The organism is Cellulosimicrobium sp. G4 BAM 1002, assembly GCF_057126935.1.
In genome coordinates this window covers 1,468,857-1,492,126 of record NZ_CP182109.1, presented here as the reverse complement: position 1 = coordinate 1,492,126, position 23,270 = coordinate 1,468,857, and the positions used below count along the sequence as shown (strand labels likewise).

At 75.4% G+C, this 23,270-nt stretch carries 16 protein-coding genes and 1 tRNA gene; 5 read left to right on the top strand and 12 right to left on the bottom strand.

The features are described 5' to 3' along the window. Positions 1 to 18 precede the first annotated feature (18 nt). The 3 genes from ACMXGY_RS06715 to ACMXGY_RS06705 form a co-directional block, all read right to left on the bottom strand. A tRNA-Met gene (locus tag ACMXGY_RS06715) sits at positions 19 to 92 on the bottom strand. 81 nt (positions 93 to 173) lie between these two features. Next, a complete protein-coding gene (locus tag ACMXGY_RS06710) occupies positions 174 to 1,190 on the bottom strand; it encodes an aldose epimerase family protein (protein WP_483776081.1) in 1,017 nt (338 codons plus the stop codon). A 145-nt stretch (positions 1,191 to 1,335) separates the two neighbouring features. Further along, positions 1,336 to 4,392 carry a UPF0182 family membrane protein gene (locus ACMXGY_RS06705; RefSeq protein WP_483776080.1) on the bottom strand — a complete coding sequence of 1,019 codons (3,057 nt, stop codon included), beginning with the start codon at positions 4,390 to 4,392 and terminating at the stop codon, positions 1,336 to 1,338. 116 nt (positions 4,393 to 4,508) lie between these two features. On the opposite strand from ACMXGY_RS06705, the gene ACMXGY_RS06700 reads away from it, so the two are divergent. Beyond that, complete coding sequence (locus tag ACMXGY_RS06700) at positions 4,509 to 5,123, top strand: PPA1309 family protein (RefSeq protein ID WP_483776079.1); 615 nt, start codon at positions 4,509 to 4,511, stop codon at positions 5,121 to 5,123. 35 nt (positions 5,124 to 5,158) lie between these two features. On the opposite strand, the gene ACMXGY_RS06695 is transcribed toward ACMXGY_RS06700, so the two are convergent. Both ACMXGY_RS06695 and ACMXGY_RS06690 read right to left on the bottom strand, forming a co-directional pair. Next, complete coding sequence (locus ACMXGY_RS06695; RefSeq protein WP_483776078.1) at positions 5,159 to 6,268, bottom strand: YlbL family protein; 1,110 nt, start codon at positions 6,266 to 6,268, stop codon at positions 5,159 to 5,161. Between the two features lie 7 nt (positions 6,269 to 6,275). Next, positions 6,276 to 7,400: an NAD-dependent epimerase/dehydratase family protein gene (locus ACMXGY_RS06690; RefSeq protein ID WP_483776077.1), complete on the bottom strand. Its 1,125-nt coding sequence runs from the start codon at positions 7,398 to 7,400 to the stop codon at positions 6,276 to 6,278. Positions 7,401 to 7,469: 69 nt separating this feature from the next. Between ACMXGY_RS06690 and ACMXGY_RS06685 the strand changes: the two genes are divergently transcribed. After that, positions 7,470 to 8,996, top strand: coding sequence for a zinc-dependent metalloprotease (locus ACMXGY_RS06685; protein WP_483776076.1), 1,527 nt, complete (start codon positions 7,470 to 7,472; stop codon positions 8,994 to 8,996). A gap of 10 nt (positions 8,997 to 9,006) precedes the next feature. Here ACMXGY_RS06685 and ACMXGY_RS06680 read toward each other — a convergent pair whose 3' ends face one another. Next, positions 9,007 to 9,567, bottom strand: coding sequence for a YgjP-like metallopeptidase domain-containing protein (locus ACMXGY_RS06680; protein ID WP_483776075.1), 561 nt, complete (start codon positions 9,565 to 9,567; stop codon positions 9,007 to 9,009). A gap of 256 nt (positions 9,568 to 9,823) precedes the next feature. Here ACMXGY_RS06680 and ACMXGY_RS06675 point away from each other — a divergent pair, with 256 nt between their 5' ends. Beyond that, positions 9,824 to 10,930, top strand: coding sequence for a ThiF family adenylyltransferase (locus ACMXGY_RS06675; RefSeq protein ID WP_483776074.1), 1,107 nt, complete (start codon positions 9,824 to 9,826; stop codon positions 10,928 to 10,930). Here ACMXGY_RS06675 and ACMXGY_RS06670 read toward each other — a convergent pair. The 3 genes from ACMXGY_RS06670 to ACMXGY_RS06660 all read right to left on the bottom strand — a co-directional run bounded on the left by ACMXGY_RS06670 (position 10,895) and on the right by ACMXGY_RS06660 (position 13,887). Then, complete coding sequence (locus tag ACMXGY_RS06670; RefSeq protein WP_483776073.1) at positions 10,895 to 11,341, bottom strand: WhiB family transcriptional regulator; 447 nt, start codon at positions 11,339 to 11,341, stop codon at positions 10,895 to 10,897. The genes ACMXGY_RS06675 and ACMXGY_RS06670 overlap by 36 nt on opposite strands. A gap of 180 nt (positions 11,342 to 11,521) precedes the next feature. After that, positions 11,522 to 11,689 carry a hypothetical protein gene (locus ACMXGY_RS06665; RefSeq protein ID WP_483776072.1) on the bottom strand — a complete coding sequence of 56 codons (168 nt, stop codon included), beginning with the start codon at positions 11,687 to 11,689 and terminating at the stop codon, positions 11,522 to 11,524. Positions 11,690 to 11,832: 143 nt separating this feature from the next. Beyond that, positions 11,833 to 13,887 (bottom strand): ATP-dependent helicase, encoded by a 2,055-nt coding sequence (locus ACMXGY_RS06660; RefSeq protein ID WP_483776071.1) that lies wholly within the window; start codon positions 13,885 to 13,887, stop codon positions 11,833 to 11,835. 181 nt (positions 13,888 to 14,068) lie between these two features. On the opposite strand from ACMXGY_RS06660, the gene ACMXGY_RS06655 reads away from it, so the two are divergent. Continuing rightward, positions 14,069 to 14,335 (top strand): mycoredoxin, encoded by a 267-nt coding sequence (locus tag ACMXGY_RS06655; RefSeq protein ID WP_483776070.1) that lies wholly within the window; start codon positions 14,069 to 14,071, stop codon positions 14,333 to 14,335. Positions 14,336 to 14,347: 12 nt separating this feature from the next. On the opposite strand, the gene nudC is transcribed toward ACMXGY_RS06655, so the two are convergent. Then, positions 14,348 to 15,361: an NAD(+) diphosphatase gene (nudC, locus tag ACMXGY_RS06650; protein WP_483776069.1), complete on the bottom strand. Its 1,014-nt coding sequence runs from the start codon at positions 15,359 to 15,361 to the stop codon at positions 14,348 to 14,350. 73 nt (positions 15,362 to 15,434) lie between these two features. Between nudC and ACMXGY_RS06645 the strand changes: the two genes are divergently transcribed. Next, positions 15,435 to 16,355 (top strand): phosphotransferase, encoded by a 921-nt coding sequence (locus ACMXGY_RS06645; protein ID WP_483776068.1) that lies wholly within the window; start codon positions 15,435 to 15,437, stop codon positions 16,353 to 16,355. 7 nt (positions 16,356 to 16,362) lie between these two features. Here the strand turns inward: ACMXGY_RS06645 and ACMXGY_RS06640 are convergent, their stop codons facing one another. Beyond that, positions 16,363 to 19,857, bottom strand: coding sequence for an ATP-dependent helicase (locus tag ACMXGY_RS06640; protein ID WP_483776067.1), 3,495 nt, complete (start codon positions 19,855 to 19,857; stop codon positions 16,363 to 16,365). Next, a complete protein-coding gene (locus ACMXGY_RS06635; RefSeq protein ID WP_483776805.1) occupies positions 19,854 to 23,234 on the bottom strand; it encodes a PD-(D/E)XK nuclease family protein in 3,381 nt (1,126 codons plus the stop codon). Before ACMXGY_RS06635 ends, ACMXGY_RS06640 begins: the two co-directional genes overlap by 4 nt. Between the last annotated feature and the right edge of the window lie 36 nt (positions 23,235 to 23,270).

Here is a 23,270-nt window from a genome sequence, read left to right as displayed (position 1 = left end):
AGGGCCTTCGGTCCTGAGTAGCGGGGGCAGGATTTGAACCTGCGACCTCTGGGTTATGAGCCCAGCGAGCTACCGAGCTGCTCCACCCCGCGTCGGTGATCACTACTCTACGTGAGGTTTCGGACCCGGCCAAATCGGGTGGACGAGACGTGGGTCACGCCGGGTCGCGCGGGTCACGACAGGACCTCGACACCGAACGCGAAGGCCCGTCCAGCCCCCGGCTCGAGCCGGACGGCGCCGGCGCAGTCCGGACGGTTGAACGCGTCCGTGAGCGTCTCGACCGGCTCGACGGCGAGCGCGGCACGCTCCCTTCGCTCGAGCCCGTCACCGGTGTAGACGTGCACGAGACCCCGGTCCTGCCAGACGGCCAGCCCCTGCCCGGTCGCCGGATCGCGCACGAGCGTCCGCGCGAGGCCGTCGGCATCGGGGTGCAGGTCGCCGAACGCGTCGTCGAGCCGCATCCCCGCCAGCGGGACCGGACCGAGCCCGTCGATCTCCGCGTACGCGGCGGACCCGGGGAGGGGAAGCAGGTCGCCGCCGGTCACGACAGCCCGGCGGGCCGGGATCGTGAGCTCGAGACCGTCGATGCTCGTGCGACCCGGCACGCGGAGGTACGGATGCCACCCGAGGGACACCGGAGCCGCGACGTCACCGACGTTGTGGGCGCGCAGCACGACGTCCAGCCCGGCGGCGCGGAGCGTGTACTGGGCCGCGAGGACCACGTCGAACGGGTAGCCCGGGAAGGTCTCGGCGGTCGCCGTGGCCCGCAGGGTGACCGACACGGACGTGTCGGTCCCGTCAGCCGGACCGTGCGCGACCTCCGGACCGCTCTCGACGACCCAGTCGAGCGTGCGGGCGAAGCCGTGCATGGTGAGCGGCTCCCACGGCAGGACGGGCGGCACGTGGTGGCGGACGCCGTCGAACACGTACGAACCGCCCGCGAGGCGGTTGACGAACGGCGCCATGATCGCGGAGCGCGCCGCGTCGTGGTTCGCCAGCTCCTCCGCGTCGGCATACCCGTCGACGAGGTCTTCGATCGTCGAGGTTCCATCGGTCCCGCGCCACGGCGCACGCCACGCGAGCACGGCCGCTCCGTGCAGCGCCACGACGAGCTCTGCGCCGGAGGGGTGTCGGAGGCGCACGGCGGGGACGCCGTCCGGCCCGCCGGCGGGCACGATGTCATCAGCCACGCTGAAAGCGTTGCTGCAAACCGTTGCAGAGGTCACGAGGAGCGATCCTCGCGTGCGGGGAGGGAAAAGACAACTCGCCCGGACGGACGACGGGCGGGTCCACCACCTGGTGGTCCCGCCCGTCGTCGTCGGCCGTGCGGCCCGCTCAGCCCTGGGCTGCGGCGTCGAGCGCCTCCTCCGCGGCGAGCGCGGACTCGAGCGCCTCCTGCAGGCGGGTCTGCGCCTCGCCGTAGGCCGCGAAGTCGCCCTCGGCGAGAGCCGCCTGGCCGTCCTCGATGGCCTGCTGCGCCGCCTGCAGCGACTGGTCGAGCTGCGCCCGGGCGTCGCCGTCGACCGTGCCACCGTCGGCCGGCGGCGCCGGCTCCTCGGTCCCGGGCTCCTCGGTGCCCGGCTCCTCGGTGCCGGGGTCGGTCGTCCCGGGATCGGCCGTCCCGCCGTCGGCGGGCTGGTCCGGCACCTCGGTGTCGACCCCGCCGTCCGCGTCGCCGGCGGACGCGCCCGACTCGCCGTCGAACACCTGGTTGAGCGCCTCGTCCAGCGTGTCGGCGAACCCGATCTCGTCGCCGAACGAGACGAGCACCTTGCGCAGGAGCGGGAACCGGGTGCCCTCGGTCGACTGCACGTAGACCGGCTGGACGTAGAGCAGGCCGCCGCCCACGGGGAGCGTGAGCAGGTTGCCGTTGATCACCGTCGAGTCGCCTCGCCGCAGGGCGAGCAGGCCGTCGGCGGCGGTCGGGTCGGTGTTGAAGTTGTTCTGCACCTGCCCCGGTCCGGGCACGGTCGCGTTGCGCGGCAGCTCGAGGAGCCGCAGCGTGCCGTAGTCCTCGGACCGCACGCCCGCCTCGCTCCCCGGCTCCGCGTCCACCGCGAGGAACCCCGTGAGGATGTTGCGGTCCGAGCCACCGCCCGGGATGTAGGTCGACATGAGCGAGAACGTCGGGGCGTCCTGGCTCGGCATCTGCAGCGTGAGGTAGTACGGCGGCTGCGCGGGCTTGGGCGTCCCGCCGACCGTCGGGTCCTCGGGGATGCGCCAGAAGTCCTGCTGCGTGTAGAACTCGTTCGCGTCCTCGACGTGGTAGGCCGAGAGCAGCGTGCGCTGGACCTTGAACAGGTCCTCGGGATAGCGCAGGTGGCTCATGAGGTCGCCCGAGATCTCGGAGATCGGCTTGACCGTGCTGGGGAAGACCTGGCTCCACGCCTGCAGGATCGGGTCCTCGGCGTCCCACGCGTAGAGGTCGACCGACCCGTCGTACGCGTCGACCGTCGCCTTGATCGAGTTGCGGATGTAGTTCACCTGCTGCGGGGCCAGCGCCTCGACGGAGTTGGCCGCGACCAGGGAGTCGCGGGTCGAGTCCTCGAGCGACTCCGACGTCGAGTACGGGTAGGCGTTCGACGTCGTGTAGCCGTCCACGATCCACTTGACCCGCCCGTCGACGACGGCGGGGTACACGCGCCCGTCGAGCGTGAGGTACGGGGCCACCTTCGCGACGCGGTCACGCGGGCTGCGGTCGTACATGATCTGCGAGTCCGCGGTGACGCGGTCGGAGAACAGGATCTCCTCGGACCCGAACTTCAGGGCGTAGAGCACCTTGTTCAGGAAGGAGCCGACGCTCGGCCCGGCCTCGACGTCCTGGGTCGGGAACGTGTTGCTGACCTGCCCGGCGTCGTCGTCGACCGGGTAGTCCAGCTCCCACGGCTCCGTGCCCTCGGGCGACCCGACGATCGAGTACTGCGGCGCCTCGGGCGAGAAGTAGATGCGGGGCTCGTAGCCGCCTGCCTCCGTGAACGCGCCCGTCGACGGGATGGAGCCCTCGTAGAAGGCCGGTCGGCCGTCGGGGCCGATCTGGTTGCCGTACGCCGCGACGACGCCGAAGCCGTGCGTGTAGACCGTGTGGTCGTTGACCCAGTTGCGGGCGTCCGCGCCGAGGCCCTCCTGGTTGAGCTCGCGGACCGCGATGACGGTGTCCCGGCTCTCGCCGTCGATCGTGTAGCGGTCGACGGACAGCGAGTCGGAGAACTGGTAGTACTGCTTGTTCTGCTGGAGCTGGCTGAACGACGGGCTGACGACCTCCGGGTCGAGCAGGCGGATCGACGCCGTCGTGTCGGCGTCCTCGCGCAGCGCGCCGGCCTCGGCCTCGGTCTTGGCGTTGTACGCCTCGGTCTGGACGTCGGCGATGCCGTAGGCCGCCTTCGTCGCGTCGATGTTGCGCTGGATGTACGGCTCCTCGAACTCCTGCGCGTTCGGCGAGACCTGGAAGCGCTGGACGACGGAGGGGTAGATGCCGCCGATCGCGATCGCCGAGACGACCATGAGGCCGACGCCGATCGCCGGCAGGCGCCAGTTGCCGCGCACGGCGGCGACCACGAAGAGCGCCGCGACGAACACCGCGACGGCGGTGAGGATCGCCTTGGACGGGATGACGGCGTGCACGTCGGAGTACGACGCACCGTCGAACCGGGAGCCGGCCGAGGTGAGGATGGAGTACCGGTCGAGCCAGTAGTTCGCACCGATGAGCAGCATGAGCAGCGCGGCGATGACCGCGAGCTGGACGCGCGCCGCCTTCGTCGTGCGCGGGCCCGCGTCGGCGCCGCCGCCGATGCGCAGGCCGCCGTAGAGGTAGTGCGTCGCGACCGCGGCGATGCCGGAGATGATGACCACCGCCATGAGGAAGCTCACGACGAACCGCAGCGCCGGCAGGGTGAAGACGTAGAACGAGAGGTCGATCCCCCACTGCGGGTCGCTCGTGCCGAACGGCACCGAGTTCATCGCGAGCAGGACCGTCTGCCACTGCGAGGCGGCCGCGGCGCCGGCGAAGAACCCGACGAGCGCGGGCGCGACGATCATCACGACCTTGCGCAGGGGCTCGACGGCCTCGCGGTACTGGTCGAGCGTCGCCTGCTCGGGCGTCGACGGCGCGTAGATCGGCCGCGACCGGTAGGCGAGCGAGAACGACAGGAACACGAGCCCGCCCATGACGAGGAAGCCCCCGACGAACAGCGCGATGCGAGTGCCCCACTGAGTCCACAGCACCGACGCGAAGTCGAGCTGTGTGAACCACAGCACCTCGGTCCAGAACTGGGCGAGCAGGAGGAGGAGGACCACGAGAGCGCCGACGACGGCGATCGCGATCCCGATCGGGCTCCGGCGCCGGGAGGGCCGCGCCCCGGAGGACGGCCGGCGGGGCGCTGCGGCGAATGACACGGTGGGTATACCTCTTCAGGTCGTGGCTCGGGCGTGCACCGGGGTCAACGCCCGGTCCTCCCCCAAGGTTCCCACGCGGTGGCGTGGCGTGGGGAACGATGCGCGACGATAGGTCCATGCCCCACGACGAGACCGCTCCCGACGCACCGCGCCCCTCCCCCTCCCCTGGCCCCTCCCCCGTCGCACCCGGCGGCCCGACGCCGCAGCACGCGCTCGCGCTCGCGGTGCACGAGGTCGAGGCGCACGCCGCGGACGACGGCTGGGACGCCGCGCCGCGCCTGTTCGCGCTCGTCGCCACCGCGGGCGCGCTCGCCGCGGACCCGACGCTCGCGGACCGGCTCCCTCCCGACGTCGTCGCCGCGGCGGCCGCCGACCCGCACCACCTGCTCTCGGTCGAGCAGGAGGGCTTCGGCACGGACGGTGACCTCGAGGAGGCGCTCGCGCGCGTCGCGTGGCCCGCGACCGTCGACGGCGCCGCGCTCGTCGTCGAGCGGATCGTCCTGCCGCCGGCGGCGGAGGAGGGCGTGCCCGACGACCCCGCCGCCGCGCTCGAGCACCTCGCGTCCCACCCCGACCGTCAGGACGTCCGGCTCGCCGTCGGCGTCCTGCGCGGTGGCGCGAGCTGGTGCGCCGTCCGTTCGCGCGCGCACGATACCGCCACGGACGTCGCCGGCGGGCCCGACCTCGTGCCCGGGCTCGTCACCGCGCTCCGCGCGACCCTCGAGGACTGACGCGAGGGACGAACCACGGTCTCTGCAGGCGCGGCTCAGGGGCGGGTTTCGCACGTCGGGAGGGAGCCACCCTCGCCGGCGCCGATCGCCTCCATCGCCTCCCGCGCGTCGGCGAGCGTCGCGACGGCGGCCACCTGGAGCCCGTCGGGGACGTTCCCCACGACCTCGCCGCAGTTCGCCTGCGGCGCGAGGAACCACGTCGCGCCGTCGCGCAGGGCGCCGTACAGCTTCTGCTGGATGCCGCCGATCGGCCCGACGTCGCCCTCGACGCTCATCGTGCCCGTGCCCGCGATAACGACACCGTTCGCCTCGTCCTCCGGGGTGAGCTGGTCGATGATCCCGAGCGCGAACATCGTCCCGGCGCTCGGGCCGCCGATGTCCTCGATCTGGATCGTCACGTCGACCGGGAACTCGAACGCCGGGTCGATGAACACGCCGAGCAGGGCGGTGTCGCCGCCGTCCGTCGTCGTGACCGTGAGGTCCGTCTCGGCGCCGTCGCGCAGCACGCCGAGCGTCACGTCGTCGCCCGGCGGGACGTCGGTGAGGCCGTCGATGAGGTCCTGGTACGTCGGCACCGGCGCCCCGTCGAGCGCGACGATGACGTCCCCGGGCTCCACGACGCCGTCCGACCCGCTCCCCGGCACGGCGTCCTGGACCGTGAGGGTGGCCGGCACCTCGTAGCCGAGCTCGGTGAGCGCCGCGACGGTCGCGTTCTCCTGCGAGCTGATCATCTCCGCCTGGCCCTGCTCCTCGGTCTCCTCCTTGGTGCGGTCCGGCGGGAAGACCTCCTCGACGGGACGCACCGAGCGCGACGAGTCGAACCACCCCTGGACCACCTGGGCGAGGTTCACCGGGTACCCCGGTCCGCCCGCCACCGAGACCGTCGTGAGGCGCAGCTCGCCTGTCGAGTCGTACGTCTCGGCACCCGCGATCGAGATGAGGGGCGTGCCGCCCTGCTCGCCGAGCGTGTCCTCCGTCGGGCCCGGCGACCGCACGGCGTACGGGGCCGGGAGGATCGCGAGACCCGCGACGAGCAGCGTCGTCGCGAGGAGCGAGATCCCGAAGGTGAGGGAACGGCGCGTCACGGGCGGCGGGGCGTAGTCGTCCTCGGTGAGGAGGGTGTCGAAGGAGGGGCTGTCGCTCACCGGGACATCATCCCCGAGGTTGCTGGGATTTCCCCGCCCGGGCCTGGCGCCACACCGCAGCCGTGCCGAGGACGGCGACGGCGGCCCCCGCGGCCCCGAGCGCCGCCGCGTCGCGGCCCCCGAGGCGGCGGCCCCCCACGCCGACCCGCCCGCGCACCTGCGCGAGCAGCACCTCGAGCGCCGCCGCACCGGACCAGGCCGGCGACCACCCGGCGTCGTGCAGGCGCCGCGCCGTGACGGACCACGGGTGCACGACGAACGCGAGGTCGCTCGCGGGCGAGGGCAGCACGCCGACGCGGTGCAGGCGTTCGGCGGCGCCGAACGCCGTCGCGGGCGGCAGCTGGACGGTGCGCATCCCCGCCGCGGCGGCGACGGTCTCGGTGTCGAGCTCGTCAGGAACGCCGTCGCGCAGAGGGCCCGCGGTGAGCCCGCCGACCAGACGCCGGTCGAGCGCGACCCGCACGGCCCCGACCACGTCCTCGACGTGCACGAGCTGCCACGTGCGCTCCCCGCCGCGCACCGTGAGCAGGCGCGGCGCCTCGAAGTGCCGGGTGAGGACCGTGTCCACCCCCGGGCCGACGACGACGGCCGGGCGCACGAGCGCGAGCGGCACCTCGCCGAGGGCCTCGCGCAGCGCGTCCTCGAAGGCGACGAGGTCGCCCGCGAAGCCGGGTCCGTCGAGCGACGCGACGGGCGCGTCGTCGTCTATCGCGCCCTGGCCGGCCGCCGCCCCGTGGACGGCGGCCGACGTCACGGCGACGACGTGCTCGATCCCGGCGGCGACCGCGGCCTCCCCCGCCCGACGGCCGAGGAGAGCGAGGCGGGCGCGCTGCTCGGCGTCGGTCCGCGCGCGCGGCGTGCCGAACTCCCCGGCGGGCGCGACCACGACGAGCCGCCGTGCGCCGTCGGGCCACGTGAGGGCGTCCACCGGCGACGCCTCCGCGGCACCGAGCCCGGCGCGCACCGCGTCGGCGACCTGCCCGACCCCGACGACCACGGCCCGGGGACCGGGCTCCGGGGCCAGCCCGGTCGCCGGGCGGCCGGGCAGGGGGACGTCCCCCGGGTCGGGCGGGGGTGCGCCCTCCGCGCCGGCCGCGGCGCTGCGCCGTGAGCGAACCGGGCCCTCGGACATGGCTCAGCCCCCGTTCTCGGCGCTCGATCGTGGTTACGGTGATTCCCGACGCTACCGTGAGGAGTCTCCATGAGCAGCCTGCCCCCGGACCGCACCCCCGGACCGGATGACGACACGCCCTTCGACCCGCGGTTCGAGGAGCTGCTCCGCTCGATGCTCGGCCCCGACGCCGACGAGGCGCTGCGCGAGCTGCGCGCCCGCGGCCTCGACCCGCAGGCGCTCGCCGCCGCGGGCGGCCCCGCCGCCGACCCCCAGCTCTTCCAGCACGTCCTCGCTCAGGTCCAGCGGCTCCTGTCGACGCCGAGCGACGGCCCCGTCAACACGGACGTCTCGCACGACGTCGCGCGCCAGGTCGCGGTCGCCGAGGGCGACCCGTCCGTCACGGGCGCGCAGCAGCGCGCGGTCACCGACGCGCTGTCGGTTGCCGAGCTGTGGCTCGACGCCGTGACCGACCTGCCGCCGTCGGGCGGGCGCGCGCAGGCGTGGAGCCGCTCGGAGTGGGTCGAGCACACGCTGCCCGCGTGGAACGAGCTCGTGGCGCCGGTCGCGTCGTCCGTGGTCGACGCGCTCGCCACCGTGCTGCGCGACCAGCTGCCCGAGGGACTCGGCGACGACGGCCCGACGGCGCTGCCCGGCGTCGGGTTCACCGTGCCGGGAATGCCCGCGGGCGCCCTGGGGATGCCCGCGGGCGACCCGGCTGCCCTCATGCAGCGTCTCGGCTCGGCCGTGTTCGGCATGCAGGTCGGCCAGGCCGCCGGGACGCTGTCGCGCGAGGTGTTCGGTGCGACCGACATCGGGCTGCCCCTGCTCGACAAGCCCGCCACGGTCCTGCTGCCCACGAACGTCGAGGCGTTCGCGGACGGGCTGGACTCGCCCGCCGAGGAGGTCCGCCTCTTCCTCGCCCTGCGCGAGGCCGCGCACGCTCGCCTGTTCACGCACGTGTCGTGGCTGCGTGGGCACCTGCGGGGGCTCGTCGACGCCTACGCGCGCGGGATCACGATCGACCTGTCCGCGCTCGAGTCGCAGCTCTCCGACGTCGACCTGACGGACACCGACGCGCTCCAGCGCGCCCTGTCCGGCGGCGTGTTCGGCGTGCAGAACACCCCCGAGCAGCAGGCGACGCTCCTGCGGCTCGAGACCACGCTCGCGCTCGTCGAGGGCTGGGTCGACGAGGTCACGGCCGCAGCCGCGCTGCCGCACCTGCCGCACGCCGTCCCGCTGCGGGAGATGCTGCGCCGACGGCGCGCCGCCGGCGGGCCGGCCGAGCACACGTTCGCGACGCTCGTCGGGCTCGAGCTGCGGCCGCGACGGTCGCGCGACGCGGCGGCGCTGTGGGCGTTCATCGCGGCGCAGCCCGGGCCCCGCTCCGGGAGCGCCGCGCGCGACGGCGTGTGGGACCACCCGGACCTGCTGCCCGACGCGGCCGACCTCGACGACCCCGCGGGCTACGCCGACCGCCGCGCCGCGACGCGTGCCGAGGAGGCCGACGTCGACCGCGCGCTCGAGGAGATCTTCCGCACCGCGGGCCCGGAGTCGGGGAAGGACTCGGGGCCGGGTTCAGAGCCGGACGACGACGCGCACGACGGCCGCGGATGAGCCGACCCGCTCAGACGTCGGCGTCGTCCCGGACCGACCCGAGGGCGGCGTCGTCGTCGGTCTCGACCTCCGCGTCGCGCGCGTAGGAGAAGCCCTCGAGGAACCCGCGCGCGCGGTCCGTGCGCGGGTACGCCTCGAGCAGCTTCCAGAAGCCCGGTCCGTGCCCCGCGTGCAACAGGTGTGCGAGCTCGTGCAGCAGGACGTAGTCGAGCACCCACGACGGCATGCCCCGCACGCGCGTCGAGATGCGGATCGAGCCGTCGATGAGCGTGCACGACCCCCAGCGACGGTCCTGGTTGCCCGACCAGCGCACGCTCGACGGGTGCGCCCGGCCGTCGAGGTACCGCTCGGACAGCTCGACGGCTCGGCGGTGGAGCTCGTCGTCCGACGGACGTCGCCGACGCTCGGAGTCGGCGAGCCGGTCGAGCATCCGCTGGACCCACTCCTGCTCCTGGGCGCGTGTGAAGCGCGCGGGGATGGCGACGATCGTGCGCTCGCCGTCGCGGTACGCACTCACCGTGCTCTTGCGTCGGCGGCTGCGCCGAACCTCCACGACCGTCTCCCGGACCACGCTCAGACCGTACTGGTTCACGCCACGAAATGGCAGGGTCCACGCCGGGCGGCCGCCGGTCGAGGCGCATCCTGACGACGATCCGCCCCCCGTGCGGCGCGCCTGGCATGGGAGAGGCATCTCGGAACGGTCAAGCAGGCACCCCAGGAGCACCAACTGGCCTCGGGCTGTGGACAAGCCCTGGCCGGTACCGCCCGCGTGCCACGCTGACCGCGGGCCCCGACGCGGGCGCCCCACCGTCGACCCTGGAGGAACCGTGCCCCGAGGCAGCGTCCTGCGCCCCGACATCCCCGTGCTGAGACGCGCTCCCGGCGAACTGCAGTTCGGCACGGACCCGCGGTGGTCGGTACGGCTCGTCGGCCTCGCGCCGGACGAGGAGCGATGGTTGCGCGACCTCTCCCGGTCGTCCCCGACGACCGCGCGACGCGGCCCCGCGGCATCGCGCCAGGACGCGCTCCTGCGCCTGCTCGACGAGGCCCACCTCCTCGTGCCGCGCCGGCGGCGGGCCACCACCCCGGCGCCGGGCCACGGCGAGGCCGACCTCGACGTGCTCTCCGCGATCCGGCCGGACGGTGCGGGGCCGCGGGTCCTCGCCGCTCGGCGGCGCGCCGTCGTCGGCGTCCTGGGTCTCGGGCGCATCGGCGCCACGCTCGCGACGACCCTCGCGACGGCGGGCGTCGGGACCCTCGAGCTGCGCGACCCGGCACCGGTGCTCGCCGCGGACGTCGGTCTCGGGGCGTTCCGGCTGCGCGACGTCGGGACGGCGCGTGAGGCCGCCGTACGGCGGGTGGTGGGCGAGGTGGCACCCGGCGTGGACCTACCCTCGCCGCCGGAGGGGACGCGGGCCGACGGCCACCACGTGGGCCGAGTGCCGGCGCCGGACGTCGTCGTCGTGGTGGAGCACGGCGCGGCGGACGCGCAGAGCTTCCGTCGGCTCGTGGGAGAAGGCGTGGCGCACCTGTCGGTCGTGGTACGCGAGGCCGACGTGCTCGTCGGCCCGTTCGTGCGGCCCGGGCTCGGCCCGTGCCTGACCTGCCTCGACCTGCACCGGGCGGACGTCGACCCGTGCTGGCCGCAGGTCGCTCAGCAGCTGCGCGGGTCGGCGCGCCCGGCGCGCGAGGAGACGGTGCTCGCCGCCACGGCGGCGGCGCTCGCTGCCGGCCAGGTGCTCGCCGCCCTCGACGGGGCGGTGCCTCGCACAGCCACGGCATGCATCGAGATCCCTGCTCCCGATGCCGTGCCGCGGCTGCGCGAGACCGGACGCCACCCGCGCTGCGGGTGCGGCGAGATCGCGCGCACGCCCCCGGACGGGGCGCCGCTCAGCATGTCACGCCGCCCGCCGAGGTTCGTCGACGCCGACTGACGTCTCGGCGGCGGCGCGGGACGCCTCCTGAGCCTGGCGCTCGGCCTCGCGGGCGAGGACCTCGGCCTTGCTCGGGCGGCCCCGGCCACGCTTGCGCGCGACGACGACGCCGTCCACGAAGACCTCGCCGCCCCAGACGCCCCAGGGCTCGCGGCGCTCGATCGCGCCGGCGAGGCAGCCCTCGACGAGAGGGCACGTGCGGCACAGGGCCTTGGCCTGCTCGACCTCGGTGGAACGCTCGGCGAACCAGAGCTCGGGGTCGTTCGTGCGGCACGGAAGCAGGCCCGCGAGGAGTCGGTCGAACTCGGCGGCGTCCTGCTCGCCGAGCGGTGTGGTGAGTGGTTGGTGCGGGACCCAGGGGCCGGATCCGCCCTGGGCAGTGATGTTGTCGAGCAGCGCGGTGAGCCGCACGATGTCCTCCAGTGATGTCCTGTCGTGGGTGTGAACGTCGTCGTCACAGGACCCGAGGGACCGCGGTCCCCGTCAGTGAAGACGGGAGACACCGGTGATCCTCATCGGCAGTCGTGCTCTGGAGAGAACGAAGGCCGCGGGTCCGAGATGGACTCCGCGGCCTGGAAGGTTCCGGTCGGATCAGACCGGGAACGTCCTGGGGGCGGAGTCGGGCGCGGGGCGGGTGACGAAGATGCCGCCGCGGTGCGCGGTTGCACGCGGACGGAGTCCTCCTGGCGTGCCCGTGTACACGGTCGCGTTATCCAGCAGGTTCGCCATGGCGATCTGGTTCTTCATCAGCTTTCCCACCCCCTCTCTCCGTTCAGGGACCCGCCTCTCGGCGCGCCCCTCCCCAACAGGACTCGTCGACCATATGCCGCCCCTCGCGGGGCGCACAACTTATTTACCGAGATTTCTTCGACAAGTTTTTCGGGCCCCGCCCCTGGCCGCGGTCACGAACCGGCGCGGCCCACGATCTCCAGGATCGCGGCGCCGTAGCGCTCGATCTTCGCCGGGCCGAGGCCGTTGATGCGGGCCAGTCCGGGGAGGTCCGTCGGGCGCGTCTCGGCGATGGCGGCGAGCGTCGTGTCGACGAGCACCGTGAACGCCGGCTTGTCCGTCTCCTGCGCCACCTGCAGGCGCCACTCGCGCAGCCGCTCGAAGAGCTCGCGGTCGTACTCGCCCGTGAGGCGCAGCTTCGCCTGACCGGCCCGCGACCGGCGCGTCGGCCCGCTGCTCGGGTCGTCCGGCCACAAACCGTCCAGGAAGCGCGTGCGACGCCTCGTGGCGCGGCCCCCCGGGTTCCGCGAGCGGGCGAACGACACCTCCAGGTGCTCGCGCGCCCGGGTGATGCCGACGTAGAGCAGCCGGCGCTCCTCCGCGACCGCCTCGTCCGTCTCGGCGAGCGAGATCGGCATGAGCCCCTCGCTCATGCCCGCGAGGAAGACGGCGTCCCACTCGAGACCCTTCGCGGCGTGCAGGGAGGCGAGCGTCACGCCCTCGACGGTCGGCGCGTGCTGCGCCGCCGCCCGCTCGTCGAGCTCGGCGACGAACGTCGCGACGGTCGGGGTCGGGCCCTCCGCCGCCTGCGCGAGCGCCGCGACGTCGTCCGCGAGGGCGACGAGCGCCTGCGTGGACTCCCAGCGCTCGCGCGCGGCGCCGCGCGCGGCGGGCGGCTCGGCAGCCCAGCCGGCGGCAGCGAGGACATCGCGCACCGTCTCGGGCATCGGGACCTCGGGGTCGGCCGAGCGGGCTGCTCCGCGCAGGAGGACGATCGCGTCGCGGACCTCCTTGCGCTGGAAGAACCGCTCGCCGCCGCGCACGAGGTAGCCGATCCCTGCGTCGGCGAGCGCCGACTCGAACGCCTCCGACTGAGCGTTCGTGCGGTAGAGCACGGCCACCTCGCTCGCGCGCGTCCCGGCGGCGAGGAGACGGGAGACGCGCTGCGCGATGCCCTTGGCCTCCGCCTCGTCGTCGTCGTACGCGGTGAAGGCGACGGGAGGGCCGGAAGGCCGCTGGGCGACGAGCTCGAGCGCCTGGTGCGCCCCGCCCGCTCTCCCGGCGCGTGCGAGGAGCTGGTTCGCGAGGTTCACGACCTGCGGTGTCGAGCGGTAGTCGCGCACGAGCCGGATGACCTGGGCCTTCGGGTGCGTGCGCGAGAACGTGAGGAGGTGGTGCGGCGACGCGCCCGTGAACGAGTAGATGGTCTGCGACGGGTCACCGACGACGCACAGCTCGTCCCTGCCGCCGAGCCACTGGTCGAGGACGAACTGCTGGAGCGGCGAGACGTCCTGGTACTCGTCGACGACGAAGTGCCGGTACTGGCGCCGGACCTCGTCGGCGACGGCGCCCTGCGTCGACAGCATGTCGCCCAGCATGAGCAGGACGTCCTCGAAGTCGATCACGGACCGCTCCGTCTTGACGTCCTCGTACGCGGTGATGAGGCGCGCGACCGTCTGGTGGTCGTAGCCGGCGGGAGGCTCGCGGTCGATCGCCTCGCACGCGCGCACGTAGTCGTCCGCGGTGACGAGGGACACCTTCGCCCACTCGACCTCGGAGGACAGGTCGCGCACGGCGACGCGGTCGACGCCCACCCCCAGGCGTCGGGCCGCCTCGGCGATCACCGGCGCCTTGTACTCGAGGATGCGCGGCGGCGCACCGCCGACGACCTTGGGCCAGAAGTAGCCGAGCTGGCGCAGCGCGGCCGCGTGGAACGTGCGGGCCTGCACCCCTGTCGCCCCGAGCTCGCGCAGGCGGGTGCGCATCTCCCCCGCGGCGCGCGCCGTGAACGTCACGGCGAGCACGCTCGTCGGGGCGTAGACCCCCGTGCGCACGCCGTACGCGATGCGGTGAGTGATCGCGCGCGTCTTGCCCGTCCCCGCGCCGGCGAGCACGCACACGGGCCCGCGCAGGGCGAGCGCGACGTCGCGCTGGTCCGGGTCGAGAGCGTCGAGGATCTCGTCGGCGGAGCGGAGCGATGGCGGGCGTGAGACCGGTGGCGTGGACATCACCCGCGATTCTCGCAGGCTCCGGTGACACCGGCCCCCGAGGATCCACAGGTCGCGGCCGCGCCGCGGACGCCGCGGTCCACCGGGAACAGCGCACCCGGTACCGGTGTTACGTTCACGTCTCGGCCCCGCGCCTCACGCGGGGCCGGCGCCGTCCGCCCCCGAACCAGGAGAGCTCCCGATGCCCGCCGCCCCCGCCCTTCCCGAGTCCGGCTCGATCGTCATGTACTCGACGAGCTGGTGCGGCTACTGCCGTCGTCTCAAGACGCAGCTCGACTCGGCAGGCATCGGCTACACCGAGGTGAACATCGAGGAGACGCCGGGGACCGCGGAGTTCGTCGAGTCCGTCAACGACGGCAACCAGACGGTGCCGACCGTCGTCTTCCCGGACGGGTCGGCCGCGACGAACCCGTCGCTCGCCGAGGTCAAGCAGCGCCTGGCCGCCTGAGGCCGGTCGCGCTCAGGCGTCGGGGAGCCGACCGCCGAACCAGTCCTCGACGAGGGAGCGCGCGATCGACGTCCGGCCCGGGAGCAGCACCTCGCCGGAGCGCGCGGCCCGGTCGAGCTCGGTGCGCGTGAACCAGCGTGCGTCGGTGAGCTCGACGCCGTCGACGTGGATCTCGCTGGTGCGTGCCCGGGCCGTGAACCCCAGCATGAGCGACGCGGGGAACGGCCACGGCTGGCTGCCGCGGTACACGACGTCGCCGACGACGACCCCCGCCTCCTCGAGCACCTCCCGCCGCACGGCGCTCTCCAGCGACTCCCCCGGCTCGACGTACCCGGCGAGCGTCGAGAACCGCCGCTCCGGCCAGTGCGCGGCATGCCCGAGCAGGAGGCGCTCGTCGTCGCCCGCGCCGTGGACGACCGTCATGATCACCGCCGGGTCCGTACGCGGGTAGATCTCGATGCCCTGGGCGACGCACCGTCGCGTCCACCCGGCGTTCTCGACGGTCGTGCGCCCACCGCAGCGCGGGCAGCGCTCGTGGTTCGCGTGCCACGCCGCGAGCGCGACGGCCTCGGTGGCGAGCCCCGCGGACGGTGACCCGAGGCTCCCGACGAGCTCGCGCAGTCCCGACCAGGCGTGCCCGCGCACGAGGACCGCGGCCGGGTCCGACGCGTCGACCCCCTCGATGTCCACCTCCTCGGCGTCGGCGTCCTCGGGCAGCACGAGAGCCAGGTACGACGTCCCCTCTTCCTGGCCGAGGAACAGCCAGCGCGCCGGCTCGTCGTCCGTCGCCGGGTCGACGACCGCGACGGCCCCCGGCGCGAGGAGGGCCAGCCCGCCGTCGCCGTCCAGCGCGAGGCGCCCGCGGTGCACGAGGAGCACCCGTGTGGTGGGCTCCGCGCGCAGCGCGCGCACGAGGTGCGGCTCGGTCCGGCGGTGCGCGGCACGGTCGACGACCGCGCCGTCGAGCGGGATCGGGAGGTCGAGCAGCGGGGTCTGGGGCAGAGTCCTGGGACGTGGGGAGCTCACCCCCCGACCGTAGGCCACGGCAGGTCCGGCGTGGGGCCGGGAGGAGTCGCCAGGCACCGACTACCGTGGTCGGGTGCCTCGTTCACCGCTCACCCTGGCCGCGCTCGCGACGGCGGCCGTCCCCGGCCTCGACGCCCGCACCGCGCAGCCCGTCGAGGACCCGGGCGACTACGACACGGCCGTCGTGACGGACGCCGACGGCACGCGCTGGACCGTGCGCGCGCCCCGGAGCCTCCAGGCCGGCGCCGCCCTCGAGGCGGAGGCGGAGCTGCTCGCGTCGCTCCAGCTGTACGCCGAGGCGGGGGTGCTGTCGTTCACCGTTCCCCGCGTGAGCGGGTCCGCGCTCCTGCCGGAGGGCGGGCGCGCCGTCGTGCACCCGGCGCTCGACGGGACACCGCTCGACGTCGACACCCTGCGGCCCGGCCCGGGTCTCGCCGCGGACCTCGGTCGCGTGCTCGCCTCGATCCACGAGCTTCCCCGCGCGATCGTCGACGACGCCGGCCTCCCGGGGTACGACGTCGAGGAGTACCGCGCACGGCGCATGGCCGAGCTCGACGAGGCGGCCGCGACCGGCAAGGTGCCGCCCGCCCTGCTGCGCCGCTGGGAGTCGGCGCTGGAGGACGTGTCGCTGTGGCGGTTCCAGCCTGTCGTCGTGCACGGCGACCTGGGTCCCGAGCAGGTGCTCGTGACGCGCGGACGGGTCGCGGCCGTGACCGACTGGGCGAGCGCACGCGTCGCGGACCCCGCGGACGACCTCGCGTGGCTGCTCGTCTCCGCGCCCCCGGAGGCGATCGACTCGATCATGGAGGCGTACCAGCTGCGCCGCACCGAGCTCACCGACAAGAACCTCGTCGAGCGCGCCCTGCTCGTGGGCGAGCTCGCGCTCGCGCGCTGGCTCCTGCACGGCGTGCGCCACCGGCTCGACGACGTCGTGGCCGACGCGCTCGACATGCTCGCCGACCTCGAGGACTCGACCCGCTCCGTCGAGGACTGACACCCGCTCAGGTCTGCAGCAGGGCCTCGATCTCCGCCTCGCCCAGCAGCCGCTCCGGTCGCACCGTCTCGTCCGACGCGACGTAGTAGAACGCCGCGCTCACCTTCTCGAGCGGGAGCCCCGACCAGCGCGACCAGGCGAGCCGGTAGACGGCGAGCTGGACCTCCCGCACGCTGCGCGCCGCCGGGTCGGACGGCGCCCGGCCGGTCTTCCAGTCGACGACGACGACGGCGTCCCGCGCCCCGTGCGCGTGCTCGGGCACCTCGGGAAACACGGCGTCGATGCGCGAGCGCAGCACGGTCACCCCGACGGGCGTCTCGACGTCGACCTCGACCGCGATCGGCGTGCGCGCCGCCCACTCGGACGCGAGGAACGTGCGCTGCAGCCGGTCGAGGTCCAGGTCCGGGTCGAGGTCCTCGTCGTCCGCGCCGGGCAGGTCCTCGACGTCGAGGAGAGACGACGTCGTGAAGTAGCGCTCGGCCCACAGGTGGAAGCGCGTGCCGCGGCGCGCGTGCACGGTCGGCTCGCCGGGCACCGGTCGCCGCAGGTGCAACGCGAACTCGTCGCGGTCGGCGGCGAGGCGGACCAGCCCCGATGCCGACACGTGCGCGGGCATCTCGACGTCCCGGCCGGACCGCTCCGCCCGCTCCGCGAGGAGCACCCGCGCGAGGGCGACGAGGTCGCGGCCGTCACCGTCGACGAGCACCCCCTCGGGCGCCGTGACTCCGAGGGCGTCGCCCGTGCCCTCGGCACGCTCGCGCGTCGCGCTCTCCACGCGCTGGCCGGTCGCCCGGAGCACCGACCGTGCCGTACCCGGCGCCGCGTCGTCGGGCGTGGGCCAGGTGCCCGTGACCTCGACGTCCTCGAGCGGGTTCGTGTCGTCGGGGCCGGGAGGCGCCGACCAGCCGTCGGTCCGCACCACGCCAGCCTCGGCGAGCTCGAGGAGGAACGGCGACACGACGCGGGGCCGCGAGCCGCCCTGCCACCACGAGGCGGTGAGGAACAGCTCGCGGCGCGCGCGGGTGAACGCGACGTACGCGAGCCGGCGCTCCTCGGCGAGCTGGTGCTCGCCGCACGCCGCACGGAACTCGTCCCGGCGCGTCACGAGCTCCTTCGTGTCGCCGGCGAGGTCGTGCCGGAACGCGGGCAGGTCGGCGGCGTCCCCGCGCAGCGGGTACGGGAGCTGGGAGACGTCGGTCAGCCAGCCGCTGTCCGCCCGGACGCCGGTCGAGGACTGCGCGACCGTGGGGAACACCCCGTCGACGAGGCCGGGGACCGCGACGACGTCCCACTCGAGACCCTTCGCCGCGTGCGCCGTGATGACCTGCACCGCGTCGGGGTCCGGCTCGCGCACCGGGAGGTCGAGGCCGTTCTCGCGGTTCGCCGCGACGCCGAGCCACGCGAGGAACGCCCCGAGCGTCACGACGTCCGCGGTCTGCGCGAACGTCGCCGCGACGTCCCGGAAGCCGTCGAGGTGCTCGCGGGCGCGGTCGCTCACGGCGTCGGGATCGACGAGCCGGTGCGTCTGCAGGAGCGCCGCGTTCGTCGCGGCCTCCACGTCGAGACCCAGCGCACGCTCCGCCTCGACGACGAGCTCCGGCAGGGAGAGGTAGGTCAGCCCGCGCAGCGTGCGCAGGGTCGAGGAGAGCGCCGTGAGCCGCGCGTGAGCGTCGGGCGTGAGCGTGCGCCCGTCGCCCGCCGCCTCGCCGGGCTCGGGCAGGTCGTCGAGCGCGTCGACGATCGACCGGTGGTCGGCCACGTCGCCCTCGACGACGACCAGGCCCTCGTCCTTCCCGGCACCGGACGAGCGGCGAGCGCCGAGCCTCTCCTCGCGCCTCGCGAGGTCGGCGGCGCGGCTGCCCAGTGCGTGCAGGTCGGCGGCGCCGAGGTTGACCCGAGGGCCGGTGAGCAGGCGGACGAGCGCGTCCCCCCGCGACGGGTCGTGCACCGCTTCGAGGAGCGCGACGACGTCGACGACCTCGGGCGTCGTCAGGAGCCCGCCGAGGCCCACGACCTCGACGGGGAGTCCGCGGCGGCGCAGCGCGACCTCCACCGCGGCGAACTGGCTGCGCTTGCGGCACAGGACGGCGGCCGTCACCCGGCCGCCGGGAGCGCCCGCGGGGCGCCAGCGGTCGGCGACGTACTCGGCCACCGCGGCCGCCTCCTCCTCGGCGGTCGCGGCGACGTGCGCGGTGACCGCCCCCGGACCCGCGTCCGGGCGCAGCGCGAGCGGCGGGACGTCCACCCGGGCACCGGGAGCCCCGTCGCGTCCGACGTCACCCGCGGCGGCGCGCAGGGGCGCGGCCGTGACGTTCGCCGCCGCGAGCACGGCCGCGTCGTTGCGCCACGACGTGGACAGGTAGTGCACGGCGGCCGGACGGCCCGCCTCCCGGCGGAACCGTTCCGGGAACCGCGCGAGGCCGCCCGCGCTCGCGCCGCGCCAGCCGTAGATGGACTGGTGCGGGTCGCCCACCGCGGTGACGGCGTGCCCGTCGCCGAACAGGCCGGCGAGCAGCTCGACCTGGGCGTGGGACGTGTCCTGGTACTCGTCGAGCAGCACGACGCGGAAGCGCGAGCGCTCCGTCGTCCCGACGACCGGGACGTCGCGCGCGAGGCGCGCAGCGAGCGCGACCTGGTCGCCGAAGTCGAGCGAGTCCGTCGCCCGCTTGCGCCGGCGGTACTCCGCGACGACGTCGAGCAGCCGGACCCGCTCCGCGACGTCGCCGATCAGCTTCTCGACCTCCTTGGTGCGCCCCCGCTGCCGCGGCGCGAGCGGCAGCGCGTCGAGCGACCCGACGATCCCCACGAGCCGGTCCCGAGCCTCGCCCGGCTCGAGCAGGTGCTCGCCGAGCGCGCCCGAGAGCCCGAGGACCGCGGCCACCACGGTGCTCACCGCGCGGTCCGTGCCGAGGTCCTCGTCCCAGCCCTCGACGACCTCGGAGGCGAGCTGCCACTGCTGCGCCTCGCCCAGGAGCCGGGAGCCGGGCTCGATGCCGACCCGCAGGCCGTGGTCGGCGACGAGCGAGGCCGCGTAGGCGTTGTACGTCGCGACGGTCGGGCGGTCGAGCAACGAGAGCGCCGAGGTCGCGCCGCCACGGGCCCGCGCGAGCTGCGCGAGGCGCACCTGGACGCGCTCGGCGAGCTCCCCCGCCGCCTTGCGGGTGAACGTCAGGCCGAGCACGGCGTCGGGCGCGACCAGCCCGTTGGCGATGAGCCAGACGACGCGCGCGGCCATCGTCTCGGTCTTGCCCGACCCGGCGCCCGCGACCACGAGCGCGGGCTCGAGGGGCGCCTCGATGACCTCGACCTGCTCGGGCGTGGGGCGCGGGCGGCCGAGCAGGTCGGCGATGCGGGTCGCGGAGAGCGTCGGACGTGCCGGCTCGGCATGCGCCGGGAACCGGTCGGCCGCCGGGCCCGTCGACGGCCCGGCCGCCACCTCGTCCGCCGCCACGAGCCGCACCCGCGGCTCGGGCTCCGGGAGCTCGAACAGCTCGCTGCTCACGCCACCACCTTCCGTCCTTCGGGCTGCACCGGGCAGGACCGGCGCACGGGGCACATCTCGCACAGCCCGTTGACCCGCGCCGTGAACGTCGCCGACGACATGGTGCCTGCCGCGTCGTCGACGAGGTCGCGCGCCCAGCTCGTGCCGTCGGGCGCGGGGTCGAGCGCGGGCTGCGTGACGACCGCCGGCCCGACGTGCGTGCTGCCCACGTAGACGAGCTGCGCCCCCGCGCTGCGCGTGCCCTCCGGCACGTCGAGCCCGCCCACCTCGACCGCGAGCTGGTACGCGCCGAGCTGCGGGTGCTCGGCGCCCTCGGCCTTCGTCGCCGTCCGACGCCCGGTCTTGAGGTCGACGACGCGGACCTTCCCGTCACCGGCGTCCTCGACGCGGTCGATCGTGCCGCGCAGGCGCGCCCGGCCGACGGTCACGTCGAACGTCGGCTCGACGAGCAGCGGCTCGCCCGCCTGCGCGAGGTAGTCCGCGAGCTTCTCGATCATGCGGTCGGCCCGCTTGCGCAGCTGTCGAGAGGGCCAGCCCTCCGGGAGGGCGAGCTCGGACCAGCGACGGTCGAGCTCGGCCCTCAGCTCGGCCAGGGAGCCCGACGGCGCGGTCTCCGCGATCGAGTGCACGAGCGTGCCCAGGTTCTGGTGCGTCGCGTCGGGCGCCGTCCCGCCCGCGGCCTCGAGCGACCACCGCAGCGGGCAGGTCGTCACGGTCTCGACCTTCGAGGGCGAGACGGTCACGGTCTCGTCCTCGCGACGCAGCGCCGCCGTGCTGGACACGCCCGAGACGCCGTACCACGACTCCGGCCGGGCCTCCGCGACGCCCAGGGCACCGAGGTCGGCGAGCAGCGTGGCCGCTGCCACGGCCCGCGGGTCGAGGGCAGGCACCGCACTGCCCGACGGGCCGGCGGCCTGGTCGCGGGCCGCGTCGGCGACGAGGACGGCGCGCGCGGACGCGACGAGGCCGCGCAGGTCGAGCGGTGCGCCCACACGGACCCGGCGGCGGTCTCCCGGCACGTCCTGGCCGGGCCGGCCACCGCTGCCCTGTCCGCCACCTCCGGCCCTGCCCGGCGCGTCGCCGCCGTCCGGCTCGTCGCCGCCCAGCCCGCCTCCTGGGCCAGCCGGGTCGCCTTCTGGGTCGCCCGGCGGGACGACGAGGTCGCAGAACACCGACGGGGTCTCCTCGGCGTCGTCGACCGCCGTGACGACGAGGCGCCGGCTCGCGCGCGAGGTCGCCACGACGAACCCGCGGAGCTCGTCCGCGAGCACCTGCGCACGCGCCTCGGAACCAACGCCGTGCGCGTCCTGCGCCCGGCCCGCGACGAGCTCGACGAGCGCCTGCGACCCGAGCAGCGAGTCGCGCAGCCGCAGGTCGGGCCACACGCCGTCCTGCACCCCGGCGACGACGACCACGTCCCACTCGCGCCCGGCCGCGCCCGCGGGGGTGAGCGCCGCGACGGCGTCGGAACCACCCGCGCTGGCCGCGAGGGAGTCCGCCGGCAGGTCCTGCGAGGCGAGGTACTCGACGAACGCCCCCACGGGAGCGCCCGGCATGCGGTCGACGAACGTCTCCGCCGCGCGGAACAGTGCGAGCACCGCGTCGAGGTCGCGGTCGGCACGCGCACCCGCGGGCCCTCCGTCGAGCGCCGTCGACCGCCAGCGCTCGGCCAGCCCGGTCGCCGCCCACACGGCCCAGAGCACCGTCTGCGCGGTCGCGCCCGGCTCGGCCGCCGCGGCGCGACCCGCGGCGAGCGCCCGCGCGACCGCGACCGGCCCTCGGCGTACCGCCTGGGGGAGCGTCGCGGCGCGCGCCGGGTCGTCGAGCACCTCGACGAGCAGCGTGTCGGACGACCGGCCGCCGCCGCCGTCGAGCTCCTCCGCGCGGAGCGCCCTGCGCAGCCGCCGCAGGGCGACGACGTCGAGCCCGCCGAACGGGGAGGTGAGCAGCGCCGCGGCGGTCAGGGGGTCCAGGGCTCCGACGGGGTCCGTCGCGTCGGCGCGCGGCGCGACGCACACGCGGACCGCGGCCAGGAGCGGCGCGACCGCCGGCTCGTCGCGCAACGGGACGTCGGACCCGAGGAGCGTGACCGGGACGGACGCCGCGACGAGCTCGCGCCGCAGAGCGGCCAGCCGCGTCCCCGTGCGGGCGACGACCGCCATGCGGTGCCACGGCGTGCCGTGCAGCAGGTGCTCCGCGCGCAGCTCGCGCGCGACGTACGCGGCCTCCTGCGCAGCGCCCGCGAGCACGGCAACCTCGACCGCCCGACCCGCCTCGACGTCGTCACCCGCGTCGGCGGCGTGCCCCGTGCCGTCGCGCTCCGCCGTCGTGCGCTCGGGGTCGGGGTGCGGCGCGGCGCCACGGTGGAGGGCGCCGGCGACCGTGCCGACCTGCGCCGTGACGCGTCGCGTCACGGCCCGCAGCGCGGCGGGCTGACGCCACGCCGTCCCGAGGACCGTGACGCGGGCGCCGAGCTCTCCACGGCGCGCGCCGTCCCGGCGCGCGGGCGCCGACGCGCGGCCGACGAGGCCGGGGCTCGCGCCGCGGAACGTCTGGACCGCGGAGTCCGGGTCGCCGAGCAGGACGAGCCGCGCCCCGTCGTCGTGCAGGACGTGCAGGAGGCGCGCGGTGGCGACGGTCGCCTCCTGGTAGTCGTCGACGACGACCAGGTCCCAGCGCGGCCGGGGAGCGTCAGGAACCTCGTCGTCCCAGGCGAGCAGCGCCTCCGCCGCCTCGTCGACGACGACGGCGGGGTCGAACCGTGCCCCGGCGTCGGGCGTGCCGGCGCGCAGCGCGGTGACGTCGAGGTACTCCGCGAACAGCTGCGCGCCCATCGTCCACTCGGGCCGGTCGTACCGGCGACCGAGCGCGTCGAGGTCGGCGGGCGTGAGCCCGCGCTCGGCGGCGCGCATGAGCAGGTCGCGCAGCTCCTGGCGCAGGCCGCGGAGGCCGAGCACCTCCTCCGGGACGCCGGGGGGAAGTGCGAGCGGCGCGCCCTCCCCCTCGAGGTGCCCCTCGAGGAGGTCCGCGAGGACGAGGTCCTGCTCCGGCCCCGAGATGAGCGTGGGGGGCGGCTCGCCCAGCGCGGCCGCCCGCTCGTGCAGCACGGCGAACGCCACGGAGGCGGCGGTGCGGACCATCGGGGCGCCCACCGTGCGGCGCGCCCGGGCCGAGAGGCGGTCCCGCAGCGCCGCGGCGGCACGGCGCGACGAGGCGAGGAGCAGGACGCGCTCGGGCGGGACGCCATCGGCGAGCGCGGCGAGCACGACCTCCTGCGCGACGAGCGTCTTGCCCGTCCCCGGCGCACCGACGACCAGGGTGGCTCCCGGTCCCGCGGCCGCCGCGACGGCGGCGCGCTGCGAGGCGTCGAGCTCCACGCCGGCCTCGTGGTCGCCGGGCCTCGCGACGAGGCG